This window comes from Streptomyces sp. NPDC056503, from assembly GCF_042794995.1.
In the GTDB taxonomy this organism is placed as follows: Bacteria; Actinomycetota; Actinomycetes; order Streptomycetales; family Streptomycetaceae; genus Streptomyces.
Genome location: NZ_JBHTST010000006.1, coordinates 1 through 12,737, shown reverse-complemented (window position 1 = coordinate 12,737; position 12,737 = coordinate 1). Strand labels below are relative to the sequence as shown.

The 12,737-nt window shown below is 75.0% G+C and carries 13 protein-coding genes and 1 pseudogene; 10 read left to right on the top strand and 4 right to left on the bottom strand.

The window, feature by feature from the left end; all coding sequences use genetic code 11:
* Nucleotide 1: 1 nt before the first annotated feature.
* The 4 genes from ACFQ8C_RS02905 to ACFQ8C_RS02890 are packed head-to-tail and all read left to right on the top strand — an operon-like array spanning nucleotide 2 to nucleotide 2,820.
* Nucleotides 2-409 carry a roadblock/LC7 domain-containing protein gene (locus ACFQ8C_RS02905; protein WP_169092294.1) on the top strand — a complete coding sequence of 136 codons (408 nt, stop codon included), beginning with the start codon at nucleotides 2-4 and terminating at the stop codon, nucleotides 407-409.
* Nucleotides 406-762 (top strand): DUF742 domain-containing protein, encoded by a 357-nt coding sequence (locus ACFQ8C_RS02900; RefSeq protein WP_383451632.1) that lies wholly within the window; start codon nucleotides 406-408, stop codon nucleotides 760-762. The genes ACFQ8C_RS02905 and ACFQ8C_RS02900 overlap by 4 nt, the downstream gene beginning before the upstream one ends.
* The gene (locus tag ACFQ8C_RS02895) at nucleotides 743-1,363 is read left to right on the top strand and encodes an ATP/GTP-binding protein (RefSeq protein WP_383451630.1); all 621 of its coding nucleotides are present in this window, start codon (nucleotides 743-745) and stop codon (nucleotides 1,361-1,363) included. Before ACFQ8C_RS02900 ends, ACFQ8C_RS02895 begins: the two co-directional genes overlap by 20 nt.
* On the top strand, nucleotides 1,360-2,820 hold the full coding sequence (locus ACFQ8C_RS02890) for a cytochrome P450 (protein ID WP_383451628.1): 1,461 nt from the start codon (nucleotides 1,360-1,362) through the stop codon (nucleotides 2,818-2,820). Before ACFQ8C_RS02895 ends, ACFQ8C_RS02890 begins: the two co-directional genes overlap by 4 nt.
* A gap of 4 nt (nucleotides 2,821-2,824) precedes the next feature.
* Here ACFQ8C_RS02890 and ACFQ8C_RS02885 read toward each other — a convergent pair whose 3' ends face one another.
* Nucleotides 2,825-3,958 carry a hypothetical protein gene (locus ACFQ8C_RS02885; protein ID WP_383451626.1) on the bottom strand — a complete coding sequence of 378 codons (1,134 nt, stop codon included), beginning with the start codon at nucleotides 3,956-3,958 and terminating at the stop codon, nucleotides 2,825-2,827.
* A 702-nt stretch (nucleotides 3,959-4,660) separates the two neighbouring features.
* A complete protein-coding gene (locus ACFQ8C_RS02880; RefSeq protein ID WP_383451624.1) occupies nucleotides 4,661-5,632 on the bottom strand; it encodes a TIGR03564 family F420-dependent LLM class oxidoreductase in 972 nt (323 codons plus the stop codon).
* A 93-nt stretch (nucleotides 5,633-5,725) separates the two neighbouring features.
* Here ACFQ8C_RS02880 and ACFQ8C_RS02875 point away from each other — a divergent pair, with 93 nt between their 5' ends.
* On the top strand, nucleotides 5,726-6,229 hold the full coding sequence (locus tag ACFQ8C_RS02875; protein ID WP_383451622.1) for an HD domain-containing protein: 504 nt from the start codon (nucleotides 5,726-5,728) through the stop codon (nucleotides 6,227-6,229).
* Nucleotides 6,230-6,267: 38 nt separating this feature from the next.
* Here ACFQ8C_RS02875 and ACFQ8C_RS02870 read toward each other — a convergent pair.
* Nucleotides 6,268-6,681: pseudogene (locus ACFQ8C_RS02870) on the bottom strand (LLM class flavin-dependent oxidoreductase); the annotation flags it as partial.
* Nucleotides 6,682-6,770: 89 nt separating this feature from the next.
* Between ACFQ8C_RS02870 and ACFQ8C_RS02865 the strand changes: the two are divergent.
* From ACFQ8C_RS02865 to ACFQ8C_RS02845, 5 genes are read left to right on the top strand one after another with little or no spacing between them, the layout of a single operon-like run.
* Nucleotides 6,771-7,889 carry a PIG-L deacetylase family protein gene (locus ACFQ8C_RS02865; protein WP_383451620.1) on the top strand — a complete coding sequence of 373 codons (1,119 nt, stop codon included), beginning with the start codon at nucleotides 6,771-6,773 and terminating at the stop codon, nucleotides 7,887-7,889.
* Nucleotides 7,846-8,955, top strand: coding sequence for an ATP-grasp domain-containing protein (locus ACFQ8C_RS02860; protein ID WP_383451618.1), 1,110 nt, complete (start codon nucleotides 7,846-7,848; stop codon nucleotides 8,953-8,955). Before ACFQ8C_RS02865 ends, ACFQ8C_RS02860 begins: the two co-directional genes overlap by 44 nt.
* The gene (locus ACFQ8C_RS02855) at nucleotides 8,952-9,722 is read left to right on the top strand and encodes a PHP domain-containing protein (protein ID WP_383451616.1); all 771 of its coding nucleotides are present in this window, start codon (nucleotides 8,952-8,954) and stop codon (nucleotides 9,720-9,722) included. The genes ACFQ8C_RS02860 and ACFQ8C_RS02855 overlap by 4 nt, the downstream gene beginning before the upstream one ends.
* Complete coding sequence (locus tag ACFQ8C_RS02850; RefSeq protein WP_383451614.1) at nucleotides 9,668-11,200, top strand: glycosyltransferase; 1,533 nt, start codon at nucleotides 9,668-9,670, stop codon at nucleotides 11,198-11,200. The genes ACFQ8C_RS02855 and ACFQ8C_RS02850 overlap by 55 nt, the downstream gene beginning before the upstream one ends.
* On the top strand, nucleotides 11,197-11,355 hold the full coding sequence (locus ACFQ8C_RS02845; protein WP_383451612.1) for a hypothetical protein: 159 nt from the start codon (nucleotides 11,197-11,199) through the stop codon (nucleotides 11,353-11,355). Before ACFQ8C_RS02850 ends, ACFQ8C_RS02845 begins: the two co-directional genes overlap by 4 nt.
* A 3-nt stretch (nucleotides 11,356-11,358) precedes the next feature.
* Here ACFQ8C_RS02845 and ACFQ8C_RS02840 read toward each other — a convergent pair whose 3' ends face one another.
* Nucleotides 11,359-12,636 (bottom strand): hypothetical protein, encoded by a 1,278-nt coding sequence (locus tag ACFQ8C_RS02840; protein WP_383451610.1) that lies wholly within the window; start codon nucleotides 12,634-12,636, stop codon nucleotides 11,359-11,361.
* Nucleotides 12,637-12,737: the final 101 nt, after the last annotated feature.

Sequence of the window (12,737 nt, the reverse complement as noted above, 5' to 3'; positions counted from 1 at the left end):
CATGCAGCCACTGCCCAACATCGACTGGATGCTCACCGAGCTCGTGGGCGGCGTTCCGCACGTACGGCACGTGGTCGTCCTCTCCGCGGACGGCCTCAGCATCGGCCAGGCCAACACGGCGCCCGACACCGCCGACGCGATCGCGGCCGCCTGTTCCGGCATCCAGAGCCTCGCCCGGGCGATCGCGCAGATGTTCCCGCACGGGAACGGCACGACCCACATGGTGGGGATCGAGGCCGACGGCGGCTACTTCTCCCTGATGGCGGCCGGCCCCGGCGCCTACCTCGCCGTGCTCGCCGACGCGGAGGTGGACGCGGGGCTCCTCGGCGACCGCATGCGGACGCTCGTCACGAGGATCGGGCGGCACATGACGAGTCCGCCGCGTGAAGACGTCCGGCAGGCGATGTGACCTCGGAGAACCCGAAGCCCTGGGAGGAGGGCACCCCGGTCCCGCTGTACGTCATCACCGGCGGCGATGGTTCCTCGGCCAAGGCCTTCGACCTCGTCACGCTGATCGCGACGAGGTCCACGCCGGACCCCTCGATGCAGCCCGAACAGGCATCCATCCTCACCATGTGCGAGTACCCGCTGTCGGTGGCCGAGGTGTCGGCCTACCTCAGCCTTCCGTTCAGCGTCGTCACCGTGCTGCTGTCCCAGCTCGTGGACGACCAACGCGTCGAGGCGATCGCCCCCGTGCCCGTCGCGGCCTTCCCCGACCGGGGCCTTCTGGAGGCGGTGATCCATGGACTACGGAGACTCTGACACGCTCAGGGCGGGCCCGCGCGACACCGACCTGCTCCTGCCGCACGGCGCCAGGGGCGTCAAGGTCGTCGTCGTCGGCGGCTTCGGCGTCGGCAAGACCACGATGGTCGGAGCGGTGAGCGAGATCCCGCCGCTGACCACCGAGGAGCGCATGACACAGGCCGGCGTCGGGATCGACCACAACCCCGGCGTGGCCGGCAAGAACACCACGACCGTCGCGATGGACTTCGGCCGCATCAGCATCAACGAGGAGCTGATCCTCTACCTCTTCGGCACCCCGGGGCAGGAGCGCTTCTGGTTCCTGTGGAACGGGATCTTCGAGGGCGCGCTCGGCGCCGTGGTCCTCGTCGACACCCGCAGGATCGAGGTCTGCTTCGAGATCATCACGCGCCTGGAGGACCGCCGCGTCCCCTTCGTCGTGGCCGTCAACACCTTCCCCGAGGCCCCCCAGTACCCGCTGCCAGAACTGCGCACGGCGCTGGCCCTCAGCGAGTCCGTCCCCCTGGTCACCTGCGACGCCCGCGACCGGGCGTCCTGCCGGGACGCCCTCCTCTCGCTGATGGTCTACCTGTGCACCCTCGCCGCCCAGGAGACCGTATGACCCTCCCCGCCCACGAGCACGCCGCACAGGACCCCGGGCTCGTCCCGCCGCCGGGCTGCCCGGCCCACGCGGCCACCGGGCCCGGCGGAGCGGCCCGGCTCTACGGCCCCGCCGCCGAGACCGACCCCATGGGCCTGTACGAGGAACTGCGCGCCGTCCACGGTCCGGTGGCGCCCGTCCTCCTCGACGGCGACGTCCGCGCCTGGCTGGTCCTCGGCTACAACGAGAACCGCGACGTGGCCACCCGTTCCACCCAGTACTCCCGCGACCCGCGGGTCTGGCACGGCTGGAGCAGCGGCGAGATCGACCCCGCCACCTCCCCGCTGATGCCCATGATCGGCTGGCGTCCCGACTGCGTCTGCGCGGACGGCGAGGAGCACCAGCGGCTGCGCAGCGCCGTCACCGCCTCGCTCGACCAGTTCGACCACCGGGGGATCCGGCGCCGCATCAACCGCTTCGCCCACGAGCTGATCGACACCTTCTGCGAGGACGGCGAGGCGGAGCTGGTCGACCGGTTCACCGAGCACCTGCCGATGCTCACCCTCATCCATCTGCTCGGCATGTCCGACGAGGCGGCGCCGAAGCTGGTGCAGGCCGCGCGTGACCTCTTCAAGGCCACCGAGACCTCGCTCGCGAGCAACGCGTTCGTGGTCGAGAGCCTGGAACAGCTGGTCGAGGAGAAGCACCTGCGGCCGGGGATGGACATCGCCTCCGCGCTGCTGTCGCACCCGGCGGGGCTCACCGACGAGGAGGTCGTGCACCACCTGCGGCTGATCCTGCTGGCCGGCTACGAGACCACCGCCAACCTGATGTCGAACGTGCTGCGGATGGTGGTCACCGACCCACGGTTCCGCGGTTCGCTCGCCGGTGGTCAGATGACGCTGCCCGAGGCCGTCGAGCAGGTCCTGTGGGACGAGCCGCCGCTGATGGTGTGCCCGTCCCGCTACGCCAACGGCGACACCACGCTCGGCGGGCAGCGGATCATGGCGGGCGACATGCTGCTGCTCGGCCTGGCGGCCGGGAACATGGACCGGGTGGTCCGCCCGGATCCCGCGGCGCCCGTGCACCACAACCGCGCGCACCTCTCCTTCAGCGCCGGCAGCCACGAGTGCCCCGGGCAGGACGTCGGGCGCATCATCGCCGACACCGGCATCGACATCCTCCTCACCCGGCTTCCCGACATCGCCCTGTCGATCCCGGAGGAGGACCTCGGCTGGCGCTCCACCACCTGGGCGCGGCACCTGACGGCGCTGCCGGTCTCGTTCGCCCCGCGGGCCCCGCGGGGCATGCAGGACGAGGAGCCGCTGCCGGAGGGCCCGCCGCCGCACGCGGCCGGGATCCCCGGGCCGGCCGCGGCGCCCGGGGCGACCCCCGCGGTCGCCCCCGAGCCGGCCGCGCGGCCCGGGGCGCGGCCGACCTGGTGGGAGCGGCTGTCGCGGTGGCTGCGGCTGCGGTAGTCCGTCACGGCTCGACGTCGATACCGAGCCCGACGGCGGAAGGGGGTGTCGCCGCGTGCCGGCCGGCCCCCCTTCCGTACCACTCCCCCGAGGCGGCGGGCAGCCGCTGTTCCGGGAAGGCGGGGTCGGTGGGGACGTACCGGGGCGCGCCGGTGTACCAGGCGTGCAGGCCCGAGAGGAAGCTGCACGCCCCGCCGATCCAGGTGTCCAGCTCGGCCTGTTCCCCGGGGGTCAGGCCGGCGCGGCGGGCCAGCGGCGGGACGTCCTCCTCGCGGAGCTGCTCGAAGTCGCGCATGCGGGAGTTGACGAGGTGGACGGAGGCCGGGACGGCCTCGCGGAGGGGGATCCCCAGGGAGGTGCCGAGGACGACGACGAGGTTGTTCACGTCGTGTTCCTCGTGGACCTCCCGCTCGTACGAGGCGATGTCGTTCGCCAGCCCCATGACGTCCATGAACGCGGCGACGAGCCCGCGGACGGTCCGGTGGTTCCGGATTCGTTCGGGTATTCGGGCGCCCGTGGAGAGTTCGACGGAGTAGGGGGCGGTGTGGGCGGCGAAGCTCTCGCGGCGGAAGGGGGCGTAGTCGATGAGGTGGGGGACGCGGCCGGTGCGGCTGTTGGCCAGCTCCTCGACGCCCGCGTCGACGTAGCGGGCCAGGGCCCGGCTGAACTCCTGGCGCCAGTGGGCGAGTCGGGGCGGGAAGAGGTGCCCCTGGAGGTCGGCGATGCCCCGCTCGACCGCGTTGACCGGCTCGGGCAGGCGCGCGCCCTCCTCCGGGCGCAGGAAGGCGTGGAGTCGGGCGGTGAAGTCCTGGGCGCCCTGGAGGTCGCTCGTCCGCTTGAAGGAGTGGGCGAAGTAGTCGTCCCAGGCGAGCGCCCAGATGTTGAAACGGTGGTTGAGCCGCAGGGCGGCGGGCGAGGCGTCGGGCAGGGTCCAGGCGGTGAGCAGGTCCACCGTCATGGCGCGGAACTGGGTCTGGGTCCAGATCGGCCGGCGGTCGGCCCGTCCGTCTCCGTTGTCCAGCATGCCCATCTCTCGCGCCCAGGTCTCGCTCTCCGCGCGCAGGCCCGGTAGGTGCGGATTGACCTTGAGGGGATGAGGCATCCACAACTCGGGGATTTCGACGGCATGCAGGGGCATGGTCGCTCCACCTCCTTCAGTCCTCGGAACCCGTTGTATGTTGCCGCTGTCTCCGACGCCCGACAATTCCCGCCACGCGACGCTGCAAACCTGCCCGCCCGAACCGGCCCACAACCCCCGGAATAGACAGGTCCGGATCACGGTAACCCTGGCGTCTTGCTGGGCAGTTGTGTTCTCCTGAAGTGCCGGGGCCGCTCCTGGACCACCGGCACGCACGCACGGGCGCGCCTGACGACCATGGCCTGTTCCGACTCGCGACCGGGCGGGCACGCGAGGGCGGTCGACGCCGCGCGGACGGAACCGGACGCCGATGCGGGACCCGACCGCCCGGCCGGTCCTCGGCACCGCGTGGCCCCTGGCGCACCGGCCGGAGCCGCCCGTCACGACGCGGTCGCCGCGCCGGGCGACACCGTCGCGACCGTCCCGGTGGAGGCAGAGCCCGGCGGCGACGAACCCCTCCCCTAACCCGGCGGCGCGGTGCGCGCCGAGGACCTCGCGGGCCTCCGCGAGCGCGGGGCGCGGAAGGGCTGGGTGCGGGACAGCGGGGTGCGGGACGGCGGGGTGCGGGAGGGCCTCGCCCTCCCGGTCGTACGCGAGGAGCCTCGGCGCGGCGGCCACGTCCTCGCGCGTCCGGCGCCGCCCGGCCCTCCCGGGCCCGTGGTCACGCGTCGAGGACGACCACGAGCCCGGGCATACGGACGGTCACGGCCTCCGGGCGGAGGCCCGCACGGTCGGGCGTCCGGCGGTCCGCTCCCGGGACAGTTCGCCGAGCAGCGTCCAGGTTCGTCTGCGGGCCTCCTCGCCGCCGAGGTCCGTGGCGGTGAAGACGACCTCGGTGGCGCCGGCGTCGAAGTAGCGGCGGACCTCGGCGGCGACGGCCTCCTCGTCCCCGAGGACGGCCAGGTCGGCGGCGCGGGCCGCGCCGGAGAGTCCGATGACGCGCCGGTAGGACGGGACCTCCTCGTAGAGGGCGAGGGCTTCGGCCGCCCGGGCCCGCAGCCCTTCCGGGTCGTGCGTGACCACGCCGGGCACGAGGGCCACGATCCGGGGCGCGGGGCGGCCCGCCGCCTCCGCCGCGGCAGAGGCGGCGGGTACGAGGTGCTCGGCGAGGGCCCGGGGCCCGGCCAGGAACGGCAGGATGCCGTCGGCCAGGGCACCGCTGACGCGGAGGGCCTGCGGGCCCATCGCGGCGACCAGCACGGGCACGGGAGGCCGGGCGCCGGGGACGGCCGCCGGGTACGGCGTCGTCGCGGTCAGCAGCTCGCCGTGGAAGTCGGCCTCGCCGGTCTCCAGGAGGGGCCGCAGGGCGGTGAGGAACTCCCTGAGCAGGCCGATGGGCCGCTCGTACGGGAGGCCGAAGCCGGTCTCGGTGAGGTGCCTGGTGCCGAGGGCCAGCCCGAGGTGGTAGCGGCCGCCGGTGGCGGCCTGGGCCGTCTGGGCCTGGCTGGAGACGAGGAGGGGATGGCGGCCGAAGACCGGGAGGGCGGCCGACCCCACGTGCAGGCCGGGCACCTCGCGCCCGACGATCGCGGCCAGCGTCGGCGAGTCGTACGCGAAGGACTGGCCGAACCACGCGGAGTGCAGACCGGCCTCGCGGGCGTCGCGCGCGAGCCGCACGGTGTCGTCGACGGGGAGCTGCCGGTTGGTCGAACTGAGCGTCACGCCGAGAGTCATACCGGCGGCAACGGACGCGTCCCGCGGGGTAATTCCCGGGCCGTGTGAACAGCGCGTGGCGGAACCACGCGCGCGTGCCGGGATGATGGGGGCATGATGACGCTCACCGAGGTGGACGCACTGGCCGACCGCGCGCACGCCGGTCAGGTCGACAAGATCGGCGTCCCGTACGTGGAACACGTACGGGCCGTCGCCGCGGGGCTCGCGCCGCTCGACCCCGAACTGGCCATGGCGGGGCTGCTCCACGACGTCGTCGAGGACACCGGGTGGACGGCGGAGGACCTGCGGGCCGCCGGGGTCCCCGAGCGGGTCGTCCGCGCCGTCCTGGCGGTCACCAACGAACCCGGCCGCCCGTACGAGGAGAAGATCCGGCGCGTCGCCCTGGACCCCGACGCCACCCTGGTGAAGATCGCCGACAACGCGCACAACAGCCGCGCGGACCGGGCGGCGGGCCTCGCGCCGGAGCAGCGGGAACGGCTCGCCGCCAAGTACCGGGAGGCGCGGCGGGTGCTGTGGGCCGCCGCCGACCCCGCGCGGGTCGCGACGATCCTGCGGATCGTCAACCCGGACCTGCTGCCCGAACTGACCGGGCGCTGAGACGCGCCGGCGCGTCCCCGCGGGACCGCCGTCGCTCGGAGGGTCGGCGGTCCGGCCTCCGCCCGCCGGAGCACGGGGGCGAGGCGGTCCAGGTCGGGGCCGCCCTGGAGCATGCGTTCGTCCCACCAGGTGGCGCCGGCGTCCCGGAGCGGCCCGACGACGTCCCGCGCCCTGGCGGGGTCCGCGGGCGTCGCCCCGCCGAGCACGTACTCGAACGGCCCCTCCGCTCCGGCCTCCGCCCGCCGCGCCCGTACGGAGGAGACCAGCTCGCGCACCTCGGCCGCGTCCGGGACGTGGCCGTGCCGGGCGGTCTCGAAGAGGGGCACAGCGCCGTCCCACCGGGCCGCGCGGCGCATGGCGGACCGGCGCGGCCGGAAACCGCCGATCCAGACCGGGGGCGCGGGCCGCCGGCCGGTGGTCGGCAGCAGGGTCACGTCCCGCGCCTCGCAGTGGGGGCGGACGCGCGGTCGCGGGTCCGCGGCCCTCGCGCCGGGACGTCCTCCCGGTCGAGCGAGATCCACACCCCTTGTACTGTTCCCCTATGCCCGAAATGCCCGATTCTCCCGACGGGGCTCACCACCCCGCCGCCGACGCCCTCCCCCTCACCGGAGCGCACGTCCTCCTCGGGGAGCGGGACGCCGAGACCGCCGCGCGCACCGCCCGGGCCCTGCGCGCCCGGGGGGCGACGTCGGTGCACACCGTCGAGGCGACGGCCGACTTCCTGCGCGCCGGAACCGATCCGCCGGAGACCGTACGGCTCTGGGACGCGGCCGTGTGGCACACCGGGCTCGGCGCGGACGACCGCGGGCTCGCCGAGCTGCTCGAAACGTGGCGCGCCCGGCTCCCCGGCGTCCCGGTCGTGGTGACCGACGACGCGCCCAGCGCCCGGCTGGCGGTCGCGGCGCTGCGCGGCCGCGCCGCCGACCTGGTCGAACGCTCCGACCCCGAGGGAGTGGCCACGGCCGTGGCCCGGGCGGTGACCGAACGGGCCGACCCGCTCGGCGTCGAGGGCGCCGGGCAGCGCGCCCTGCGGATGCTGGTGGTCGGCGCCCATCCGGACGACGTCGAGATCGGCGTGGGCGGCACCGTCCACCGGCGCACGCGGAGCGGCTGGGACGTCACCGTGCTGACCATGTCCGGCGGCGGGGGCGGCGGCGATCCCGCGCGGCGCCGGAAGGAGGCGCACCGCGCCGCCGAGGTGCTGGGCGCCCGGCTCCTCATGGAGGACCTCCCGGACGGTTCCATGGTGGACGACCGCGCCACCGTGGAGGCCGTCGAGCGCGCGGTCGCCGAGGTCTCCCCGCACGTCGTCGTCGTGCACTCCGAGAGCGACACCCACCAGGACCACCGGGCGGTCCACCGCGCGACGCTCGTGGCCTGCCGCAAGGTGGCCCGGCTCGCCTGCTACCAGTCGCCGTCCGCCACCGTGTCCTACCGGCCGAACCGGTTCGTGGAACTGAGCGAGGACGACGTACGGGCCAAGCTCGCCGCCATCGCGGCCCACCACTCGCAGGCGTCGAGCCGCTGGTACCTCGACGAGGACCTGCTGCGGTCCACCGCCCGCTACTGGGGCCGCTACTCCCAGACCCGTTACGCCGAACCCCTGGAGCTCGTCCATGAGCGCTACTCCCTCGGCCGCCCCCAGGCCGGCCATGCCTGACGCCGTCCGCACGCCGGTGCCCGACCTCTCCCTGCCCCTGGGCAGGCCGCCCCGGGTCCTCGTCACCGGCGCCGGCGGCCCCTCCGGCGTGTGCTTCCTGCGCGCCCTGGACGGCGTGGCCGAACGGTACGCGGCGGACCTCGACCCCAACGGCGCGGGCCTCTACCTCGTCCCGCGCGCCTACCGGATGCTGGTGCCGCCCGGCGCCGCCCCCGGGTACGCCGAGGCCCTGCTGCGCCTGTGCCGGCGGCACGGGATCGACGTCCTGGTGCCGACCGTGGACGCCGAGCTGGTGGCGCTCGCCCACGCGGCCGACGCCCTCGCCGCCGCGGGGGTCCGGGTCCTGCTCTCCCCCGCCGGGGCGCTGGAGACGTGCCTGGACAAGTGGCGGCTCGCCGAGGCGTGCCAGGGGGCGGTACGGCTGCCGGACACACGGCTCGTCGGTTCCCCGGGCCCGGCGGAGCCGGACGGCGGCTTCCCCGCGATCGCCAAGCCGCGCACCGGCTCCGGCTCCCGGGGCATCGTCGTCGTCCGCTCCGCCCGGGAGCTCGCCGGACTGCCTCAGGACGGCTCGTACCTGCTCCAGGAGTTCCTGCCGGGGACCGAGTACTCCGTCGACGTGCTGACCGACGCCGGGGGGCGGGTCGTGGCCGCCGTGCCCCGCGCCCGGGACAAGACGGACTCCGGGATCGTCGTGGCCGGCCGGGTCCTCGACCTGCCGGAGCTCTCCGGGATCGCCGAGGACACCGTCCGCATCCTGGGGCTGCGCGGGGTGCTCAACGTCCAGGTCCGCGAGGACCGGGCCGGGAAGGCCGCCCTCCTGGAGGTCAACCCCCGTCCCCCGGGCGGGATGTCACTGACGGTGGCCGCCGGGGTGGACATGCCGAAGTGGGCGGTCGCCTCGCTGCTCGGAGTGGAGCTGCCGGACCGGATCGTCCAGCGCGAGACGGCGGTCGTCCGCCACTGGCAGGACGTCGTCCTCGCGCCGCGTGAACTCGGCTCCCTGGGCGACGTCACGGAGGCCGCCGCACCGGACGCCGGAGGGGACCGGGAGGCGGCGGCGTGACCGGCGGGACGGCGACGGACGGGCGGACGGCGGGACCCGGTCCGCTGCGCGCCGATCTCCACACCCACACCGACTTCTCCGACGGCCACGATCCCCTCGGCGCCGTCGTGGCGGCGGCCGCGGCCGCCGGGCTCGACGCCCTCGTGGTCACCGACCACGTGCGCGCGGACACCACCTACCTCCCGGCCTACGTCGAGGCCGTCCGCGCGGCGCGCGCCACGGCTCCCCTGGAGCTGGTCTGCGGGGTGGAGGCGAAGATCCTCGACACCGAGGGCCGGATCGACCTCCCGGAGGACCTGGCGGGGATCGGGCACGTCGCGCTCGCCGACCACAGGTTCCCGCTGCCCGACGGCCCCGCCCACCCCGACTCCGTACGGGCCCTGCTCGACGACGGCGGGCTGGTGCCGGAGGAGGCCCTGCGGCTGCTCGTCCTCGCGACGGCGCGGGCGGTGGAGAGGGTCCCGGCGGGCCGGACCGCCCATGTGGCGCACCTGTTCAGCGTGCTGCCCAAGGCCGGGCTCGACGAGGACGGCGTGGACGCGGCGCTCCTGGAACCCCTGGCGCGGGCCTGCCGGGAGCGGGACGCCGCGGTCGAGCTGAACGAGAAGTGGCGGTGCCCCTCCGTCCGCACGGCCCGGCTGCTGCACCGGGCCGGAGTGCGGCTCGCGGCCGGCAGCGACGCCCACCGGGCGGAGGACGTCGGCCGCTTCCCGTGGGTCGCGGCGGCGCTCGCCGACGCGACGGCCGAGGAACGGAGCGCGTCCTGAACCGGATCCCGCACATCCTGGCCACCGTCGCGGTCTTCCTCGGCGCGGTGCCGCTGGTCGTCGCCGTGATCCAGTTCCTGCTCGTCGGCCTCCAGCGCTTCCGGCACCTGTACGAGGACCGGCCCCCGCACATGCCCCGGACCGCCGTCCTCATTCCGGCCTGGAACGAGGCCCCGGTCCTCGCCTCCTCCGTGGAGGGACTGCTCCGCATGCGCTATCCGCCGGACCGGCTGCGGGTCGTCGTCGTCGACGACGCCAGCACCGACCGGACGCCCGAGGTGATGCGGGAGCTGATGGCCCGGCATCCGGGGCGGGTGGCGCACCTGCGCCGGGAGGACGGCGGGCAGGGCAAGGCGCACACCCTCAACCACGGGCTCGCCCACGTCCTCGGCGACGACTGGGCGGAGGCCGTGCTCGTGATGGACGCCGACGTCGTCTTCGACCGCGACGCCCTGCTCCGGATGACCCGGCACCTCGCCGACCCCGAGGTCGGCGCCGTCACCGCGTACATCAAGGAGGGCAGCGGGAAGCAGGGCACCTACCTCACCCGCTACATCGCCTTCGAGTACATCACCGCGCAGGCGGCCGCCCGGCGCGCGCAGAACGTCCTCGGCGCCGTCGCCTGCCTGGCCGGCGGGGCGCAGCTGCACACCCGGGCGAGCCTGGAGGCGATCGGTGGCCGGATCGACACCTCCACCCTCGCCGAGGACACCGTCACCACCTTCGAGACACAGCTGGCCGGTCGCCGGGTCGTCTTCGACGGGTACGCGACCGTGCTCGCCGAGGAGCCCGGCGACGTGACCGGGCTGTGGAAGCAGCGGCTGCGCTGGGCCCGGGGGAACCTCCAGGTGACCCACCGCTACCGGCGGCTGTGGTTCCGGCCGTGGAAGCGGCGGGAGGGACACCGGCTGGGCTCGGTCCTCTTCGGGCTCGTCTGGTACTCGCTCCTCGCGACCCCGGTCCTCATGGCGGTCTGCTCGGTGGCACTGCTCTACCTCTACTTCACCGACGCGGACCGCTCGTGGCAGCTGTTCCACTGGCTGTGGGTGGTCAACCTCGTCTGCTACCTGCTGATCCTGCTGCTCTCGGCGGCCGTCGATCCGGGCACCTTCCGGCGCTGCTGGCGGGAGGCGCTGATCTATCCGGGCCTGGTCTCCACGTGCGTCCTGGTGTTCACGGCCCTGCCCGGCGTGTTCCAGCCGCTGCTGGAGCGGGCCGGCCTGCTCACGGACGCCGGCTCGCCGCAGCCGCTCATGGTCGCCGTCTACGCCTGGCTGGGCCTGTCGCTGCCGCTGGCGTGGGCCGCGAAGCTGCTGAGCGGCACGCGGCTGCGGTTCCTCGCCCCGGTGCTGCTGACGCTGGTCGGGTACGGCTCGCTGCTGTCGGCCTGTCTGGTGGCGGCCTGGGTGCAGGAGCGCCGTAAGGCGGAGCTCACATGGGACAAGACCGAGAAGACCGGGAAGGTGACGGCGGGATGACGGCGGACGAGGACTCCGAGGAGGCGCTGCGCCGCCACGTGGCGGAGCTGACCGCCGACGACCGGCGGCGGGACCGGCGGCTCTTCTGGTGGGAGCTGCTGGCCGTGCTGCTGGTCGCGGCGGCCCTGACGGCCCGGGCGCTCTGGCTCGACTGAGCCTCAGCCGGTGAGGAAGGGGTCGGCGCCCCGGGCGGCGAGCGCGAACCACGCCGTGGTCCCGGTGTGCAGACTGGCGTAGAGCGTGTCGCCGTCGCCGGTGCGGAGCCCGTCGGAGGAGGCGGCGACGATGCCGTGGCCGTCGGCGTTCGGGGCGTCCGCCTGGGCCGAGCGGAGGGTGGCGAGGAGACGGTCGGCCCGGTCCCGGTCGCCGTCGCCGTCGCGGCGGCGCAGGGCCGCCGCCATGTGTCCGGTGCCCTCGAACCAGACCTTGGAGGTGTCGGCGTCGCTGACCGACACGCCGCTGAACCCGCCGTCCTCGGCGGCCAGGTGCTCCAGCGCCCAGTCCAGTGCGCCGGCGTGCCGGGCGTCACCGGTCGCCAGGTAGGACCAGCTCTGGGGGTCCTCGGGGACGGGCGTGCGGTTGACGGTGGAGCCGTCGGTGCCGGTGCCGGTCCAGAAGGCGCCGCGGTCCCCGTCCCACATCGCGTCGAGGAACCCGGTGGCGACGCCCGCGCGATCGGACCACGTGCCGTCGCCGGTGGCGCCGGCGAGGCCGCGGAAGAGGGCGGCGGCGTCGATGTTGTGCTCGGTGGCCTTCCAGGTGAGGGCGGTGCCGGCCGCGGTGACGCCGCCGGTGTAGCCGGGGATGCCCCGGGAGCCGGCGGTGTGGTCCTGGACCCACTCGGCGAGCCGCTGCGCGCCCGCGCGGAACTCGGCCCCGTCCGTACGGCGGTGGACGTGGAGGAGGGCGAGCCCGGTCCACGCCTGTGCGCCGGTGTACGCGTCCTGGGCGGCGACGGCGGGCAGGCCGTCCGCCGCGGTGACCTTTCCGGAGGCGTACGACTGGCGGATCCGGCCGTCTCCGGCGGGGTCGCCGTCCTGCAGGGCGAGCAGGGTGCGGGCGAGGGCGGTGGCCCGCCTGACGTCGCCGTCGGCGCCGCGGGCGCAGTACGCGATGACGGTGAGCGCGACGTCGTAGGTGAAGGCGACGGTGGAGTGGTGGCTCTCCATCCAGCCGCCGGTGTAGCTGCGCGGCAGCCCCTGCCGGGCTCCGCCGGCGGCCTCGTCCACCCGCCGGTCGAGGAAGGTGTAGGCGCGCTCGACCGCCTCCGTCCCGTCCACGCCGGGTCCCGGTGTTCCGGACGCCCCCGGGGGACCCGCCCGCCCCGTCGAACAACCGCTCAGCGTGGCCGCCAGCGCCGCCGTCGCCGTCCCCGCCAGCCCCGCCGTGAACGCGCGGCGGCTCACCGGCCGGCGCCTGCCCTCCGAAGTTCCCATGCACCTTCATTAGTCCATCGCGGGCCCTCGGCGGTCGGGGACACACCAGGCGTCACGGGCGATCGCGCCGAGGCCCTGGGGGGCACCCGCGGCGGCGGGCC

Bases quoted from the DNA above. Each gene is read 5' to 3' on its own strand.
- ACFQ8C_RS02905 (WP_169092294.1), top strand. From the start codon at position 2: ATGCAGCCACTGCCCAACATCGACTGGATGCTCACCGAGCTCGTGGGC.
- ACFQ8C_RS02895 (WP_383451630.1), top strand. From the start codon at position 743: ATGGACTACGGAGACTCTGACACGCTCAGGGCGGGCCCGCGCGACACC.
- ACFQ8C_RS02890 (WP_383451628.1), top strand. From the start codon at position 1,360: ATGACCCTCCCCGCCCACGAGCACGCCGCACAGGACCCCGGGCTCGTC.
- ACFQ8C_RS02885 (WP_383451626.1), bottom strand. From the start codon at position 3,958: ATGCCCCTGCATGCCGTCGAAATCCCCGAGTTGTGGATGCCTCATCCC.
- ACFQ8C_RS02880 (WP_383451624.1), bottom strand. From the start codon at position 5,632: ATGACTCTCGGCGTGACGCTCAGTTCGACCAACCGGCAGCTCCCCGTC.
- ACFQ8C_RS02875 (WP_383451622.1), top strand. From the start codon at position 5,726: ATGATGACGCTCACCGAGGTGGACGCACTGGCCGACCGCGCGCACGCC.
- ACFQ8C_RS02865 (WP_383451620.1), top strand. From the start codon at position 6,771: ATGCCCGAAATGCCCGATTCTCCCGACGGGGCTCACCACCCCGCCGCC.
- ACFQ8C_RS02860 (WP_383451618.1), top strand. From the start codon at position 7,846: ATGAGCGCTACTCCCTCGGCCGCCCCCAGGCCGGCCATGCCTGACGCC.
- ACFQ8C_RS02845 (WP_383451612.1), top strand. From the start codon at position 11,197: ATGACGGCGGACGAGGACTCCGAGGAGGCGCTGCGCCGCCACGTGGCG.
- ACFQ8C_RS02840 (WP_383451610.1), bottom strand. From the start codon at position 12,636: ATGGGAACTTCGGAGGGCAGGCGCCGGCCGGTGAGCCGCCGCGCGTTC.